At 37.4% G+C, this 14,618-nt stretch carries 15 protein-coding genes; 13 read left to right on the forward strand and 2 right to left on the reverse strand.

Annotated features, from left to right (window positions below; genetic code table 11):
- Positions 1-35 precede the first annotated feature (35 nt).
- On the forward strand, positions 36-434 hold the full coding sequence (locus tag ACVBAX_RS09865) for a PepSY domain-containing protein (protein WP_447116873.1): 399 nt from the start codon (positions 36-38) through the stop codon (positions 432-434).
- A gap of 27 nt (positions 435-461) precedes the next feature.
- On the opposite strand, the gene ACVBAX_RS09870 is transcribed toward ACVBAX_RS09865, so the two are convergent.
- Positions 462-1,361, reverse strand: a complete 900-nt coding sequence (locus tag ACVBAX_RS09870) for a Gfo/Idh/MocA family protein (protein ID WP_447116964.1) — start codon at positions 1,359-1,361, stop codon at positions 462-464.
- 227 nt (positions 1,362-1,588) lie between these two features.
- Between ACVBAX_RS09870 and ACVBAX_RS09875 the strand changes: the two genes are divergently transcribed.
- The 11 genes from ACVBAX_RS09875 (at position 1,589) to pepF (ending at position 11,940) form a co-directional block, all read left to right on the forward strand.
- Positions 1,589-2,152 carry a sigma-70 family RNA polymerase sigma factor gene (locus tag ACVBAX_RS09875; protein ID WP_447116874.1) on the forward strand — a complete coding sequence of 188 codons (564 nt, stop codon included), beginning with the start codon at positions 1,589-1,591 and terminating at the stop codon, positions 2,150-2,152.
- Positions 2,145-3,275 (forward strand): hypothetical protein, encoded by a 1,131-nt coding sequence (locus ACVBAX_RS09880; RefSeq protein ID WP_447116875.1) that lies wholly within the window; start codon positions 2,145-2,147, stop codon positions 3,273-3,275. Before ACVBAX_RS09875 ends, ACVBAX_RS09880 begins: the two co-directional genes overlap by 8 nt.
- Positions 3,276-3,376: 101 nt before the next feature.
- Complete coding sequence (locus tag ACVBAX_RS09885; RefSeq protein WP_447116876.1) at positions 3,377-4,183, forward strand: Cof-type HAD-IIB family hydrolase; 807 nt, start codon at positions 3,377-3,379, stop codon at positions 4,181-4,183.
- A 257-nt stretch (positions 4,184-4,440) separates the two neighbouring features.
- Positions 4,441-5,049: a TetR/AcrR family transcriptional regulator gene (locus ACVBAX_RS09890; protein ID WP_430774262.1), complete on the forward strand. Its 609-nt coding sequence runs from the start codon at positions 4,441-4,443 to the stop codon at positions 5,047-5,049.
- A gap of 11 nt (positions 5,050-5,060) precedes the next feature.
- Complete coding sequence (locus ACVBAX_RS09895) at positions 5,061-5,672, forward strand: TetR/AcrR family transcriptional regulator (RefSeq protein WP_447116878.1); 612 nt, start codon at positions 5,061-5,063, stop codon at positions 5,670-5,672.
- A 149-nt stretch (positions 5,673-5,821) separates the two neighbouring features.
- Entirely contained in the window at positions 5,822-7,336 is a 1,515-nt protein-coding gene (locus ACVBAX_RS09900; RefSeq protein WP_447116879.1) for a carboxypeptidase M32, read from the forward strand.
- 72 nt (positions 7,337-7,408) lie between these two features.
- The gene (locus ACVBAX_RS09905) at positions 7,409-8,284 is read left to right on the forward strand and encodes a GNAT family N-acetyltransferase (RefSeq protein ID WP_447116880.1); all 876 of its coding nucleotides are present in this window, start codon (positions 7,409-7,411) and stop codon (positions 8,282-8,284) included.
- A gap of 247 nt (positions 8,285-8,531) precedes the next feature.
- A complete protein-coding gene (locus tag ACVBAX_RS09910; protein ID WP_447116881.1) occupies positions 8,532-8,918 on the forward strand; it encodes a hypothetical protein in 387 nt (128 codons plus the stop codon).
- A gap of 20 nt (positions 8,919-8,938) precedes the next feature.
- Positions 8,939-9,589: a PspA/IM30 family protein gene (locus ACVBAX_RS09915; RefSeq protein ID WP_447116882.1), complete on the forward strand. Its 651-nt coding sequence runs from the start codon at positions 8,939-8,941 to the stop codon at positions 9,587-9,589.
- Between the two features lie 116 nt (positions 9,590-9,705).
- Entirely contained in the window at positions 9,706-9,900 is a 195-nt protein-coding gene (locus tag ACVBAX_RS09920; protein WP_066049157.1) for an IDEAL domain-containing protein, read from the forward strand.
- Positions 9,901-10,152: 252 nt separating this feature from the next.
- Complete coding sequence (gene pepF, locus ACVBAX_RS09925; protein ID WP_447116883.1) at positions 10,153-11,940, forward strand: oligoendopeptidase F; 1,788 nt, start codon at positions 10,153-10,155, stop codon at positions 11,938-11,940.
- Positions 11,941-11,987: 47 nt separating this feature from the next.
- On the opposite strand, the gene ACVBAX_RS09930 is transcribed toward pepF, so the two are convergent.
- Positions 11,988-13,652 (reverse strand): hypothetical protein, encoded by a 1,665-nt coding sequence (locus ACVBAX_RS09930; RefSeq protein ID WP_447116884.1) that lies wholly within the window; start codon positions 13,650-13,652, stop codon positions 11,988-11,990.
- A 163-nt stretch (positions 13,653-13,815) separates the two neighbouring features.
- Between ACVBAX_RS09930 and ACVBAX_RS09935 the strand changes: the two genes are divergently transcribed.
- Complete coding sequence (locus ACVBAX_RS09935) at positions 13,816-14,475, forward strand: hypothetical protein (RefSeq protein ID WP_447116885.1); 660 nt, start codon at positions 13,816-13,818, stop codon at positions 14,473-14,475.
- The last annotated feature ends 143 nt before the right edge of the window (positions 14,476-14,618 follow it).

Raw genomic sequence — 14,618 nt, forward strand, 5'->3', positions numbered from 1 at the left:
TATGATAAGAGTATCAACAGTAAGGAGGAAACAAAATGAAAAAGAGAAATGTATTATTAATTGGTATTGTAAGCTTCGTTGTACTAGGTGGAGCAATCGCGGTAGGAGCGATCGATAAAATGGAGGATTCGGTAAACCCTGTTACCGGTGTTGTATCAACTAGCCAACCTACAGAACCTACACAAACAAATGTAAAATCAGACAATAGCACATCTGTAACGTCTCAAGAAGTGAAAATTTCCCAAGATGAGGCCATTGCTATAGCCTTAAAAGAATCTCCAGGTACAGTAACTAAAGCTGAACTTGACGATGATAACGAATACGAAATTGAGCTTCGAGATGGTGACAAGGAGATTGACTTTGAAATTGACGCCATGACAGGAGAAATTAGAGAAATGGATACTGACTTTTTCGATGACAGAGATGATGATTAATTAATTCAATGAAATACCCCCACATTTTCACAAGTGGGGGTTTACTAATTTCATGACTAATTGTTGTGATTTTAACGCTTCTTCACCATCAACTGAAGGCGTTATATCATTGTCAACACAATGAATAAAATGATGGATAGCATCTTCAAATCCGCGTTGTTTCAAAGTAGAATCCCAAGAGCCTGGGGAAGAAGTAGAGATCATATCACTAGCTTCTTTCTCAGTCACATTCATATTCTTTACACGTATAATGGCCCCGTACGTAACAAGCTCCAGTTGCTCCAAGCCCGTACCAGCATTTCGATGCATGGCTGTCGTCATTTGAATTCCATCTTTCTTGGAGAATGTATGCTGTCCAAAAACCATCTCGTTTTTTTCATTTTTATGTAAGGTTCCATGCTGAAGAATAAGATCACCATCAGCCAACCAACGGGCTGTATCCACAAGATGCAAATAATCATCTAACATTGTAAATTCTACATCATGTGGACCAACACTATTCGCACGATGCTTCTCAAATCTCGCCCATGCAAGATCTTTTGATTGTTCCTTCGCTTTCACATACATAGGTGCAAAACGACGATTAAAGCCCACCATTAATTTACAGCCTGATGAATGCTGCAACTCCACCAATTTCTCCGCTTGATCAAGAGTAGCCGCTAATGGCTTATCCACGTATACATGCTTGCCTCTTAAAAGTAAAGTAGAGATAATGTCAAAATGTGTATCTGTGGAACTATGAACAAACACAGCGTCGCACGCATCAGCCACTGAATGAACACTTGAAAAATCCTCTATTCGGTACTGCTTACAAATTAAACTTCTCTTTTCCTTATTTGGGGTGAAAGCACCAACAAACTCCCAATCTGTCTCTCTAGTTAGAATAGGCAAATATGCCTTTTGCGCTATATTTCCAAGCCCAACCATACCAATTTTCAATTTCAACTGATACCACCCCTTACCATTTATGTACATCTTTCATCATATAGATGGAGGGGAACATCCGTCAACAAGGATATGCTTAACTATTTTATCTGAGAAACAAAAAGGTACATGCTATAGTAAAAAAAGTGAAACCGATGTGTTTGTTTCTTCGTCTAACGCATGGAAATCAAATAAGGTAGTAAGTTTATAAAAAAGGAGGGGCTTATATTTTGAGTTTAGAAAAAGAAATAGAACAAGCCCTTGTAGGAATATATGAACGAGAAAAAATCATCGAAATGGTGATGGATGAGTATGGAACCAAGTTAAAACGAATGATCTACTCTTATGTAAAGGACTGGGAGGTTGCTAGCGATCTCACACAAGAAGTGTTTATCACCGTTTATGAGAAACTATTATCGTTCAAACGACGCTCAACTTTTAAAACATGGATCTACACCATAGCGATCAATAAAAGCAAAGACTACCTAAAGAGCTGGCATTATCGAAATCTTGTAATCAATGAAAAATTATTCTTTTTTAAACAAAGTGGGGAGACAACACCAGAGGACCTGCTTTTACAAAAAGATATGCGGTCAGAGCTCGCAAAAGCCATTATGGCCATGCCTGTGAAATACAGAGAAGTTTTTTTACTCCACTATTATCAAGATTTTACTTACAGTGAGGTTAGTGATGCACTCGGCCTTCCTTTAGCAACGGTAAAAACAAGGCTTTTTCGAGGAAAAGAAAGATGTAAACGTTTCTTAATTAATGAAAGGGGAGAACAACATGGCTGACCTTCATACACAGGTAAAAGACGCCGTTCATACAACAGCTTCTGAAAAATCCATTTTCACAGAAATAGAAAAACAACGTGTTCTCCGAAAAATACGATCTGGAGATACACAAAGCAGCCAAAAATCTAAACAATTTGTTCCAAAGATGGTCACTTCTATTGCTGTTGCAGGATTTTTATTATTTATTGGTGGAATCATTGGAACAAATATGGAAAACAACAATAAAGCCACACAAAGCAACAATGTTGCGGATGAAGAAAAGTTTTACCCAAACCTCCAAGATGGGGAAATGTTTAATGGTTGGAGCCTCCTTAATAAAGGACCATCCGAAGGGACAAAAAGGGAACAAAGCGGATTATTGCATGCTGTTTTTCAAGGAGAAGCACAAATTACTGGTACTTTAAAATATTATGATATAGATGATTCAGAGCGCCCGGATCAAATTTTATTTACCCCGGATAAGCTTTCCATACAATCATTGCCTGTAGAAGAGGGTAGACATCCAGACCTTACTTTCGCCTCCAATGAGCAACGTAAACTCAAAGCCGTGTTCGGACTTGGAACCAATCGCATCGATATAGGAGAAGTCACACTCGTAGTTGACAACTACACGGCTAGGTATCTAAAAGGAAAAACGCTACCAGATACAGTAGGTTTAAAGGAAATTGTCTTACCGGTAGAACCTGAAGTTCAATCCACACCTTTTCATATTCAAGTGAATCAAGGTCAGAAACTGGAACTATCAGCCGTTCTTCTTGATCGCTATGAACAATTTAAGGTCACCAAAGAGAAACAGGCTTTAAGTGGATTATCCCCTTCAGAGGTTTTCCAGCTTTACTTCTATGCGGAGGAGCTGCAGGATTATGAAACGCAATATTCACTTTTTATTGACGATGAAGAATACTTAAGAGTGTTCGCAACATATGAGGATTATCTTACTGCCAAACAACAAAACCCTAGCACAGGCTTGTTAGAACAAGTAAAAGTTGGAACCTTGTTTGAGCATATTATTGATGAAACTTCTGCTTCAGTTAGTATAGAAGCAGAAACAAAAGGCTTATCGTTCGGATTATCTAAAAATAAACTTGGAATTTGGTGCGTAAACTGGCTTCCTATCCAATAATTAAAAAAATGCCACCTATTCGAATTGATAGGTGGTCGTTTTTATGTAAAAATAAGATATGTTAAAAAATATTACAAAAATTCAATTTTAGTTAGGTGTGAATGTGTGTGAAATGTGTTGCTCTTGATTTAGATGGTACTTTGCTCAATTCAGAGCATGAGGTATCTGCTGAAAACGAAAAGACGATCCGAAAGCTCCAAGAACAAGGGGTAGAGGTGATCTTGAATACAGGACGAGCTTATGCTGATGTTGTGAAGGTAAATGCGATTCGCGAGCTAAACTGTCCGATTCTCACGTTAAATGGGTCTGCGCTTTATGGAAAGGACGGTTCCTTATTATACGAAACGACGATACCCGTTTCTGTCTATAAGCAAATGCTGACTGAATTAAGAAAACTATCTGTTGGGATATTGGTATATACAAATCATGGAGGATTTCCTTGTACACTTCCCGGGTTAAGAGGCAAAAGTGACGAGGAATTAAAAGAGCTATTCCTTACATACGATTATGACCATATTTTAAAAATCGAGGATTTGAAGATTTTCAAATGTATTGCGGTAGTTTCTTATGAAGAACTTGAGAGAATTCAAACCGTTAAGGAGCAATTATCTGGTTTTGAAGAATTAACTCTGGCTTCCTCCTTCCCCAATAACGTTGAAATCATGTCAAAAGAAGCTCATAAAGGGAAAGCGATACAGCGTTATGCTTTGATGCATAATCATGTATTTTCTGAAATTTACGCATTTGGTGATGGAGGTAACGACTTACCAATGTTCGAAATCGCGACAGCATCCGTCGCCATGGAGAATGCACCAGATGAAGTAAAGGAAAAAGCAACGTATGTAACTAAATCAAATGATGAAGACGGAGTTTCTCACGCCATTCATCATATTTTAAAGCTTTTATAAGCAGTTTTTGATCGTTTCCCTCTTGTTTCTGAGCAGGAGGGGACGATTTTTTAAAACTTCTTAAAAATCACTTGTTGTTTTCTAATATTTTTGCGATAATCAGAACTTATTTGCGATTATCGGGAATTATTTGCGATTCCAAAAAATTATTTGCGATTAAAATTTTTTATTTGCTATTTTCAGAATTTACTTGCGATTATTAAAAGTTATTTGCGTTTCCACCATTTAATCACAACAAAATAACAAAGGAGGAGCTTATGCCAATCGTTTCCGAGGAGTACAAAGAGGAGAAAAAAGAACAAATTTTAGACAGCGCGTTTGAATGCTTTGCGAAAAAAGGCTTCCAAACGGCGACAATGGATGATATTGTTGCCCATTGTGGTATGAGCAAAGGAGCAATCTACAATTACTTTTCAAGTAAGGAGGAAATCTATTTAGATCTCCTAACACGTGCAACAGATAAAAACTTTACTCAATACCATAAACACTTCGCCAAACATCGGACAGCAAGCAGTAAAATGGATTATCTGTTTAATGCTTATTTATCTGCAAATCCCATTGACCGCAATCGATTAGAATATATTGTTGTTTTCTACGAATTTAATCTTCACAGTACAAGGGATTCTGATCTTCTTCAACAGCTTCATGAAAGAAAAAGAAAATTGGTTACTTTAGTGAATGACATTATTCAAGAAGGACAACAACAGGGTGAATTCAAATCAGATATTCCATCCCACCTTTACGCTGAACGATTTTGGACGATCATCGATGGAGTTAATCTTCATGCAGTATATGATGATTTTCCTTATTACGATGTGTTAAGGGAATTAAAAGATATGTATTTAGAAGAATTAAAGTCGGAATAAGGGAGGGTACTATGCCAATCGTATCTGAAGAACATAAGAGACAAAGAAGAAATCACATATTATTGAGTGCCCAGCATTGCTTTGCGAAGAAGGGCTATCATATCACGTCAATGGATCAGCTTGTTCAACATTCGGGCCTTTCAAGAGGAGCGATTTACAACTATTTTAAAAGCAAAGAAGAAATATACTTAGAGCTTATGAAAGGGATTGTCACCCGAGAATTTGAGCCGATCGATTCACATATTAAGACCCTTCCTACAAATCTTGAAAAAATAGCCTATTTATTTGATCATTATTATCAGTTAGAACCGATGTGTGAAGAGCAAAAGGAAGCCTTTTTCGTTCAACTTGATTTTCAATTATCCGCTTCTAGAAATCCTGACATGATGGCCATTCTAGAGGAATTACATAAAAATTTGAAGTTCGAATTAGTGAAAAGGATTTTACAAGAAGGGAAAGAGACGGGAGAGCTCAAATCAAATATCCATGTTGATATTTATACTCACATGTTTTGGTCGTTTATTGATGCGGCAAATATGCAACGAATTCTATTTCCTGAGCTTCCGTACCAATCAATCTTAATGGACCAAAAGCAATCTTTCCTAAAAAAGATCACTAAATAGACTTGTCGGTATGTTAAGGACCCTTCTTTGATACTACGCATTTTTTCGCGAAAATTGACCGATTATTTATACTTGATAATATTCTGAATGTTCCATATAATGAAAATAAACCGATTAGTCGGTTAAAAACATTAAAGGGGTGTTCGGCTATGACTCAATCGGTTCTACATACGGCTCTTGAAAGATTTCAAGCATTGGACGAAAAAATTTCACACTTAGAAAGTATCGCTGGTCTCCTTTCATGGGATCAAAAAGTAATTGCGCCAAAAAAGGGAAGAGCTCAGTTTTCAAAAGCATACGGGGCATTGCAAACGGAAATATTTGATCTTATGATCTCTCAGGAAATGGGAGAACTTTTAGATCAGTTGTCAGAAAGCAATGAGAATTTTGATACAGTAACAAAAGCGAAAATCCGTTTACGAAAACACTTTTATAACCGTTCAAAGAGTATTCCTTCTGATTTATATAAGGAATATTCCGTTTTGTGCAGTGATGCTAATGATGCATGGGAAGAGGCACGAGAAAATAATGACTATGGTCTATTTCTACCTTATTTAGAAAAAATCGTAGAAATAAAAAAGAAATTCGTTGAATATTACGGGTACGAAAAGCATCCGTATGATGCCTTACTTGATGAATTTGAGCCAGGCTTAACGGTAGAAGCACTTGATCCACTTTTTGCTAGCTTAAGAGCGAAGAGCATAGCACTATTAAATAAAATTAAAACTACCTCACATAAGACACCTGTTGAAATCGTGAAACAGCCATTTTCTATAGAGAAACAAAAAGAGTTTAACCACTACATGCTTCCACAATTAGGCTTTGATATGGACGCTGGAAGACTCGATGAAACCGTACATCCATTCGCCCAGACGGTAAACACAGGAGATGTTCGAATTACCACTCGCTATCTAGAAGACAATGTACTTTCTGCCTTGTTCGGTACGATCCACGAGGCGGGTCATGGAATTTATGAACAGCAAATTAGCTCAGAGTTAGAGGGAACAGTCTTATGCGCTGGTACTTCCTTTGGGATTCATGAATCACAGTCTCGCTTTTTGGAAAATATGGTGGGAAGAAGTGCAGCCTTTTGGCAGTTCTTTTTGCCAAAGCTTAAGGAATTTTTCCCCACTCAGCTTCATAACGTTGAATTACAAGAATTTTACGAGGCAATCAATACGGTTCATCCTTCATTTATTCGTGTGGAAGCAGATGAACTTACTTATAATCTTCACATTATGCTTCGCTATGAAATTGAGAAGGAATTGTTTGAAGGAAAAATAGAGGTAAGCGAACTCCCAACAGTTTGGAATAAGAAAATGAAAGAGTTTCTAGGAATTGTACCTCTAACAGATACACTAGGTGTTCTTCAGGATGTTCACTGGTCATTCGGTGGCTTCGGTTACTTCCCGTCGTATTCGTTAGGAAATCTGTATGCGGCACAACTATTAAAAACGTTGAAAAAAGAATTCCCGAATTTTGACCAGTACTTGGAAACTGGTCATTTACAGCCAATCATGAGTTGGTTAAAGGAAAAGATTCATCAATATGGAAGCTTGTATACTCCAAATGAATTAATTGTTTCTGTGACAGGCGAGCAACTAAATGCCGCTTATTTAGTCGAATATCTTGAAGAAAAATATAGTCGAGTGTATCAGCTGTAGATGATTGAAGGGTGTGCCAAATGAAGAGTGTTTACCACTTTCAGGCACACCCTCTTTTAAGGAGGGATACCAATGCTTAAGATCAAAAGATTAAAAGATTGTGAGATTTCAGAAGCAGTAGAGGCATGGAATATTGGCTTTAAAGGATATTACTTTGATTTAACAATGACTACCGAAACATTTATGGCTAGAATGGCTTCCGAGGGACTATCTGATGAGTTGTCCGTTATTGCCTTTTGGAATGATAAACCAGTCGGTTTAATTTTAAATGGAATCAGAGAGTTTCAAGGCGAATTAATTGGCTGGAATGGAGGAACCGCAGTCAACAAGGACTACCGAAGCAAAGGAATCGGCAGAAGAATGCTCGAAGCCACTTTAGATATTCTTGAAGAAAATAACGTGAAAGTGTCGACGCTAGAGGCTATAAGCGAAAATAAGGGAGCTATTGCTCTCTATCAATCTCTTGGGTACGACATTATTGATTATCTCGAATGCTTAGAAAAAAAGGAAGGTCAAATATCAGCCTTTCCTTCAAATGTTTTTCAAATAAAGCGAGTTTCACTTGAAGAAGTCGGCAATCTATCGTTCTATCAAGGAAAAAATCCTTGGCAAACCCACTGGCAAAGCGTCATGGACGGGGAAGCGTTGATTGCTGAAGATACCCTTGGAAATGCCATTGGTTATGCTTACTTCCGTAAGATTTTTTCAGAGGAAGGAAATCCTACGGGCACAACCTTATATCAATGTGAAGCAGATCGAAGCAGAAGGGATCAAAAAGAAATCATTCAGTTTTTATTAGCAGAAGCATTCCAGACTTCCACTGACCACCTTCGTCACTATGTTCCAAACCTTCCGAAATTAAGCAGTTCCACTACTCATAGAGTATTAAAAGAGATGGGATTTGAACCCATTGTTCATCTTGTTTACATGAAACAAATCTTAAACTAACCAATCCGTGACCTTACTCTGAAAAATGAGTAAGGTTTTTTTATGATCTTTAATGAATTGTTCCTCTCTTTTCCTACATTTCGTAAAGGATCGTTAATAGTTTAGACATAACTCCTCGATATGATAATAACAAGCCCAGGATATAGCAGCCTCAGCCAAAAGAGAACCCTTGGAATTCCCCCCTCCAATGAATAACTCACAAAATGAGGCTGCGAATCCGGTTAATAGGGAGAGGAGGTGTAGTTGATTGAAAAAGTTAAAGTGGCTGCTTTTCTTCCTTTTACTTGCAGTTGCTTTTAGTTTAGGAGTCTATACAGCTCCCTATCTAAACGGAACAACACAATGGGTACAATTCTTACCAAATGTAAGTAACTGGAATGTGAATTATAATCCACTACCGTTTTTAATGGCACTTAGTATGTCAACGATACTTACTATCATTAAAATTATTACTGCGTTCATTGGTTGGCTCCTTTGGAGTAAAACGAAAAAGCTGAATTTAGTTAAGCTATCAGGTTTACTATTGTTCGCTTTTTCCATCATTTCCTTATTACCCATGTTATTTGCAGTAGGGATGATTGGATTAGCTTTATTTTTAGTAACAAACAGTAGAAAAAGAACCATAATGGAATGAATTTGAGGAGGAACTACGAAATGGGATTATTTAAACGTTTAAAAACGATCGCAACAGCAGACTTACATGATGTACTAGACCGAATGGAAGATCCAATTGTGATGCTTAAACAGCATCTACGTGAAATGGAACAGGATATTGCAGGAGGGGAAGAAGCTTTAGCCAAACAATTGTTTTTTGAGAAGAAACAAGAAGCACAATTAATTGAAACTAGAGCATTAATTGAAAAAAGAGTGGGACAAGCTGAAATAGCGGTAAAAAAAGGGGACGACGAAACAGCCAAACAATTAATCTTAGATAAAATTGAACTAGAAAAGAAGGAACAGGTTTATGCTTCACAGCTTGAAGCTCTCTCTCAACAAACAAAGAAACTAGTTCAACAAATTGAAGACTATAAGCATAAATATAAGGAATTAAAAAATAAGCAGCAGCTTCTAATTTCAAGAGCTCATGTCGCAAAAGTGACTGAATCCATTGAACAATCTTTTGCGACTTTTACTCCTGGAAGTGCTGTTAAGGGATTTGAACGTGCTGAGGAGAAGATTCTTGCTCTTGAAGCAAAATCAAAGGCAAGAGAACTGTTTCATCCGTCCGTTGACTTAAATAAAGTATATGACTATGAACTCGAAGAACAGGTCCAAAAAGAATTAGAGAAGATTAAGAACAACTAATACGAACACTCTGATCACTCCTTAACAAAAAGTATTCCGAAAAAATAATTTATTTAATTATTGAATTTTCAGAAAACAAATGTTATTATAGAAAAAAGGTTAAGGAGTGATTTCCAATGGAAAAGTATTTGCTAAATTCACCACAACAACCAACTGAAGAACAATTGTCGTCAGCCGCAGATATGGTCATCCGTCAAGCACTACTTGATTATCGCAAAGATAAGTTAAGAAAGGAAATTGATGATTCCTTAGCCACGAGAAATAAAGAAGAGTTTTTTAGACTAACAGACGAATTAAAAAATTTAATGTAAGTTAAATTAATCGACGACCACACAATTGTGTGGTTTTTGTTTTTTATAGGCTCTTTTCTAAAACATTAGAAAAGAGCTACTCTCCAAATAGACCAATATACCCAGCGTTATGCGGGGAAGAATCAGGAATTTGGGATTTTTCCAGAACAACAAACTTTACGAATACAGCCTTTTTATACGATATTCGATTTGTATTGGCGTATAATGGATATAAATAGAAAATATTACATACATAAGGAGTTGTCTTCGCCTATGACTACCTATACGTCTCGAGACCAAGTACCCACACAAGAAAAGTGGAATTTAGATGATATTTATTCCGATTTAGCATCATGGGAGAACGATTTTAAACAAGTCGAAGAAATGACGAGTGAATTAAAAGCTTTTGATGGCAAGATCCAGGATGGAGCTAGCCTCTTTCAATTTTTAAAGAAAAAAGAAGAGCTTTCCTACAAATTCAATCATTTGTATGCATACAGCATGCTGAAGGTGGATGAAGACACTCGTGTAACAGAGTCTCAAAGCTACCTCGAACGAATGAAGAGCTTAGGTATTAAAGTAAGTTCCTCTACGTCATTTTTTATGCCTTATCTCTTAAGTTTAGAAGAGAAGGACTTAAAGGCCTTTATTGAGGAAGAAAAGGGCTTGAGTTACTTTGAAGAGGATTTATTTGAATCGTTTCGTTACAAGCCTCATGTTCTATCTAAGGAAAAAGAAGAGCTCGTTTCCCAGCTTGGAGAGGCTTTTTCCGCACCAAGTACCATCTACGGAATGATCAACAACGCGGATATAAAGTTTGGAGAAGTGACACAGGAAGACGGCACAAAGGTCGAACTCACACGAGGATTGTATTCAAAATTGATTGAAGATGAGAACCGTGAGAAGAGAAAAGAAGCGTATAAAGCTTACTACCAACCTTATATTCAGTTAAAAAATACAATAGCTTCCACACTTTCCAATTCAATAAAAAACAATGTGACGATGTCGAAGCTTCGGAGTTATCCGTCTGCACTTGAAAAATCATTGTTTGGCGATAATGTTCCGAAAGAAGTGTACGATAATTTAATTATGTCAACAAAACAACATATTGCACCGATGCATCGTTATAATCAAATTCGGAGAGAAAAGTTAAACCTCGATGAACTTCGAGCCTATGACATGAGCGTTCCAATCGTAAGTGGTGTGAAAATGGACATTACTTACGAAGAGGCATACGAAACGATGCTAAAAGCACTAGCTCCACTTGGAAGTGATTATATTGAAACATTAAAAACATTCAAGGATTCCCGATATATTGACGTTCGTGAGACAAAAGGGAAACGGTCTGGTGCATATAATCTTGGAATTTATGGGGTCCACCCGTATATTTTATTAAACCATCAAGATGATTTGGATAGTATGTTCACGCTCGTCCATGAATGCGGACATGGTGTTCATAGTAAATTAAGCGCGGAGCATCAACCGCAAATTTCAGCAAGATACAGTATTTTCGTAGCGGAAGTAGCTTCCACTGTAAACGAAGTACTTTTAATCAATTACTTATTAGAACATGAAACGGATCCTGATATTCGAAAGCATCTTTTAAATCATTTTATTGATCAATTTAAAGGAACATTTTTTACTCAGGTCATGTTTGCAGAATTTGAGAAAAAGACACATGAAATGGCGGAGCAGGGAACTCCTTTAACTGTTGATGTTTTTAACTCAATCTATGAACAACTATTCCGAGAGTACAACGGAGAAGAGCTTATTTTTGACGAGGAAGTAAAATACGGTTGGTCACGAATCCCTCATTTTTATCGACCGTTTTACGTATACAAATATGCGACTGGCTACGCATCCGCCATTCATATTGCCTCGAATCTATTGTCTGGTGATGCAAAAGTTCTTGAGTCGTATTTAGAATTTTTAAAAAGCGGTAGTTCTGATTATCCACTTGAGCTTTTAAAGAAAACAGGTGTGGATCTTACCAATAGTGAACCAATCGAGTCAGCTATGAAAAAGTTTTCAGAGCTTGTAGATGAATTCACTAGCTTATAATTGAACTGATCTAAAAGGACGAACCCATTCGGTTCGTCCTACAATATTTATTCAATACTATCTATTGTTAACTTTTTCACCGAGAGAAAGTCCTCTCCGGAATCTAAATACGTGAGAGTTACTTTGTCTCCACGCTCTAAGTAGATGGCTAGAGGGTTATTTTCTGATGAAACGGTATAATTCTGTTGATTGTTTAGCAGGAAAGAGACAATTGTATAATCTCCAATTCTCTCCTTATACACTCGAAGGACTTCACCGCTTGTTTCCATTTCTTCAGCCTTCGAAGTTCCATTAAGTGTACTACCTTCTCGCTGGAGCGCTACCTTGAATTTTTTTAGCGCATCATTAGGAGTTTCTGCATACGATGATATTTCAGGATTTGCTGCCGAAACGATAAAATAGTTTTGTAGGAATCCATTGGAATCAAGAACAGGAGTGAGCCAGCTTGCTTCTCCATAGAAATTGTAGAGAACAGGCATTTCTCCATCCCATTTTTTCTCGATAAATTTCTTATCGATAATTTCAAGAGCTCCTCGAGAATCCATATATGATTCCTCTAAATTCCCAGTGTAAAAGGTGGCTTTTCCAGTGCGAGCATTTGTTAACGAGTACCCCAACATGGAATCTACTCCTTCTTTCGGACTCGTAAAATCAGTAAAGTAATACATCACTCCATTCTCATCAAAAATTGGGCTAACATTGGCCTCGGTGCCTTCATCAGAAGGCAACTTCACATCTGATTTCCCAAATAAGCTATTCCAAAACCCATGTACAAAATTACCGTAATAACTATTTTGTAAACTCACAGCTTCAGGTGAGACAGACCCATCAAGAAACTCTGGTGCGGACTCTAGATCAAAGGCTTCAGTTTTTCCAGTAGAAGGATCGACAAGAACGATACCTTCCGCTTTAAAGCCGTTTCGTGCCGTGACAAAACTACCATATGTTCGAATAAAATAAGGCTTTCCATCATCATCTATTTCAAGCTGCACATCCCCGTAGAATATGTTCTTTGGATAGTGGAGACGAATATGTCGTTCAAGATTCTTCTGAAAATAGGAAGATGGAGTGTACTTCATGCTTGACTGAACAAATTTAGGATTCGCAGAGGAATCCGTTGCACTCAAGGTAAGATAACCAGGTGTTTCCTCGCCCTTAAACCACTTGAAAAAGCCTGAGAACTCAACAGGGGCAATGTAGACAAATTGTCCATTTACTTTCTGTATTTGTAAATTTCCAAGCTCATAGTAACTCGTATTTGGAACCTGTCCAAAAGCCTTTCTCATTTTATTTCTAGCAAATTGGGGTGGTACACTCGCTGGAGTCACACTTTCATCAAAGGCCGGGATTTCGACCTCTTCGTCCATTTTGGAAAGCTCATACTTCTCATTTGCATTGAACACAAAAGCAGATAAAAAATAAATTCCCATTCCAAGTGCTCCTAGCGAGATGATTCCTTTCAACTTTCGCTCCATTCCTTTCGAAGCGATTGTTCCTCCAATTGATGCTAATAGTATTAAAGCCCAAAGAGTACTGAAGTTTTGATCCAGTTTCGTCAGATAAAAGAATCCGAACACTATCAAAACAAGAGTCGTTGTAAATGCCAACGCAATACCTGTTACTTTCGTTTCTTTTGTCATTTTTGAAAAAGGGATAAGTAGAATGCTCGAAATAATTCCTGCAAGCAGTGAAAAGATAAGTATGTTCCCCATTAGTAAGCTCCCTTCGCCGATTTTATATGTTTTACGGGTGTGAAAGGACAATTGTTTCAAGTTTTTAAAAATTGTAATAGGCTTGTAATATTTTTACCAAATTTTGAAACTTTTTTTATTTGAATTCGTCTAATAAGTATGAAGTATTTTAGGGGGGAGTCATTTGAAAAAGAAAGTTTTGACCGTTTTACCACTGCTCTTGGTTGTTATTGTTGTTAGTTTCTCACGTTTTTTAGATGTTGGTGCAAATGTTACAGCCAATCAGGGATCCTCACCAAATGTAAGTCATGATGTTCCAAAAAGAGCAGATGTCTCCCTAGGAAAAACAATGGATAATGAGTCGGCTTTTTTAGTAGCTACCGAAGAGGAGGAGGTAATGGAAGTGGTAGCGGTTGTTTCAGAACCAGCTGAAGAAACCACAGAGGTCGTGAGCAAAGGGGAAGAAATTCTTGTTCCGGACTCAATCGAGTTGTTTGGATCAACATATGAGAAAGTTACAGATGAAAAATTCTCTGTTTATATAAATATAGCGAGTGAAATAGGGGCAGGTTTTTATGCCATTCCAAATAGTGATGTTTTTGCGATGGTAAAGAATGGGGAAGTTTTATTTCAGATGTCTACCGGAATTAAAGCTGTTCCAATGACAAATGTAGAATTATTGGTTCGCATTTTTGAGAAAACTGGAGAGTTTAACCTAGTGGGACCTATCGGCGACGATATTCGAAAAGTCGCCTCCACAGGGGAAACGATTAGTGTTGAAGGTGAGAACTATACCGGATATAGCGTATTTATTCAGGACGAATGGATTCTCGTATCGTTCTAATCAAATAAAAGGGCCGCCTAAATGGGTGGCTTTTTTCATTGGAAAAGGATTTTTGCCTCCGCATGTCAAGCAGCCTATCCATATCTCATCCAGGGGGGAGTGGATGGGAATAAAAACTCAGTTATTCCATTCCTTATATACCC

This window comes from Robertmurraya sp. GLU-23, assembly GCF_052983275.1.

What these genes read in the sequence shown, in the direction of transcription:
- ACVBAX_RS09865 (WP_447116873.1), top strand. Translation starts at nt 36, where the DNA reads ATGAAAAAGAGAAATGTATTATTAATTGGTATTGTAAGCTTCGTTGTA.
- ACVBAX_RS09870 (WP_447116964.1), bottom strand. Translation starts at nt 1,361, where the DNA reads ATGGTTGGGCTTGGAAATATAGCGCAAAAGGCATATTTGCCTATTCTA.
- ACVBAX_RS09880 (WP_447116875.1), top strand. Translation starts at nt 2,145, where the DNA reads ATGGCTGACCTTCATACACAGGTAAAAGACGCCGTTCATACAACAGCT.
- ACVBAX_RS09885 (WP_447116876.1), top strand. Translation starts at nt 3,377, where the DNA reads ATGTGTGTGAAATGTGTTGCTCTTGATTTAGATGGTACTTTGCTCAAT.
- ACVBAX_RS09890 (WP_430774262.1), top strand. Translation starts at nt 4,441, where the DNA reads ATGCCAATCGTTTCCGAGGAGTACAAAGAGGAGAAAAAAGAACAAATT.
- ACVBAX_RS09895 (WP_447116878.1), top strand. Translation starts at nt 5,061, where the DNA reads ATGCCAATCGTATCTGAAGAACATAAGAGACAAAGAAGAAATCACATA.
- ACVBAX_RS09900 (WP_447116879.1), top strand. Translation starts at nt 5,822, where the DNA reads ATGACTCAATCGGTTCTACATACGGCTCTTGAAAGATTTCAAGCATTG.
- ACVBAX_RS09905 (WP_447116880.1), top strand. Translation starts at nt 7,409, where the DNA reads ATGCTTAAGATCAAAAGATTAAAAGATTGTGAGATTTCAGAAGCAGTA.
- ACVBAX_RS09915 (WP_447116882.1), top strand. Translation starts at nt 8,939, where the DNA reads ATGGGATTATTTAAACGTTTAAAAACGATCGCAACAGCAGACTTACAT.
- ACVBAX_RS09920 (WP_066049157.1), top strand. Translation starts at nt 9,706, where the DNA reads ATGGAAAAGTATTTGCTAAATTCACCACAACAACCAACTGAAGAACAA.
- pepF (WP_447116883.1), top strand. Translation starts at nt 10,153, where the DNA reads ATGACTACCTATACGTCTCGAGACCAAGTACCCACACAAGAAAAGTGG.
- ACVBAX_RS09930 (WP_447116884.1), bottom strand. Translation starts at nt 13,652, where the DNA reads ATGGGGAACATACTTATCTTTTCACTGCTTGCAGGAATTATTTCGAGC.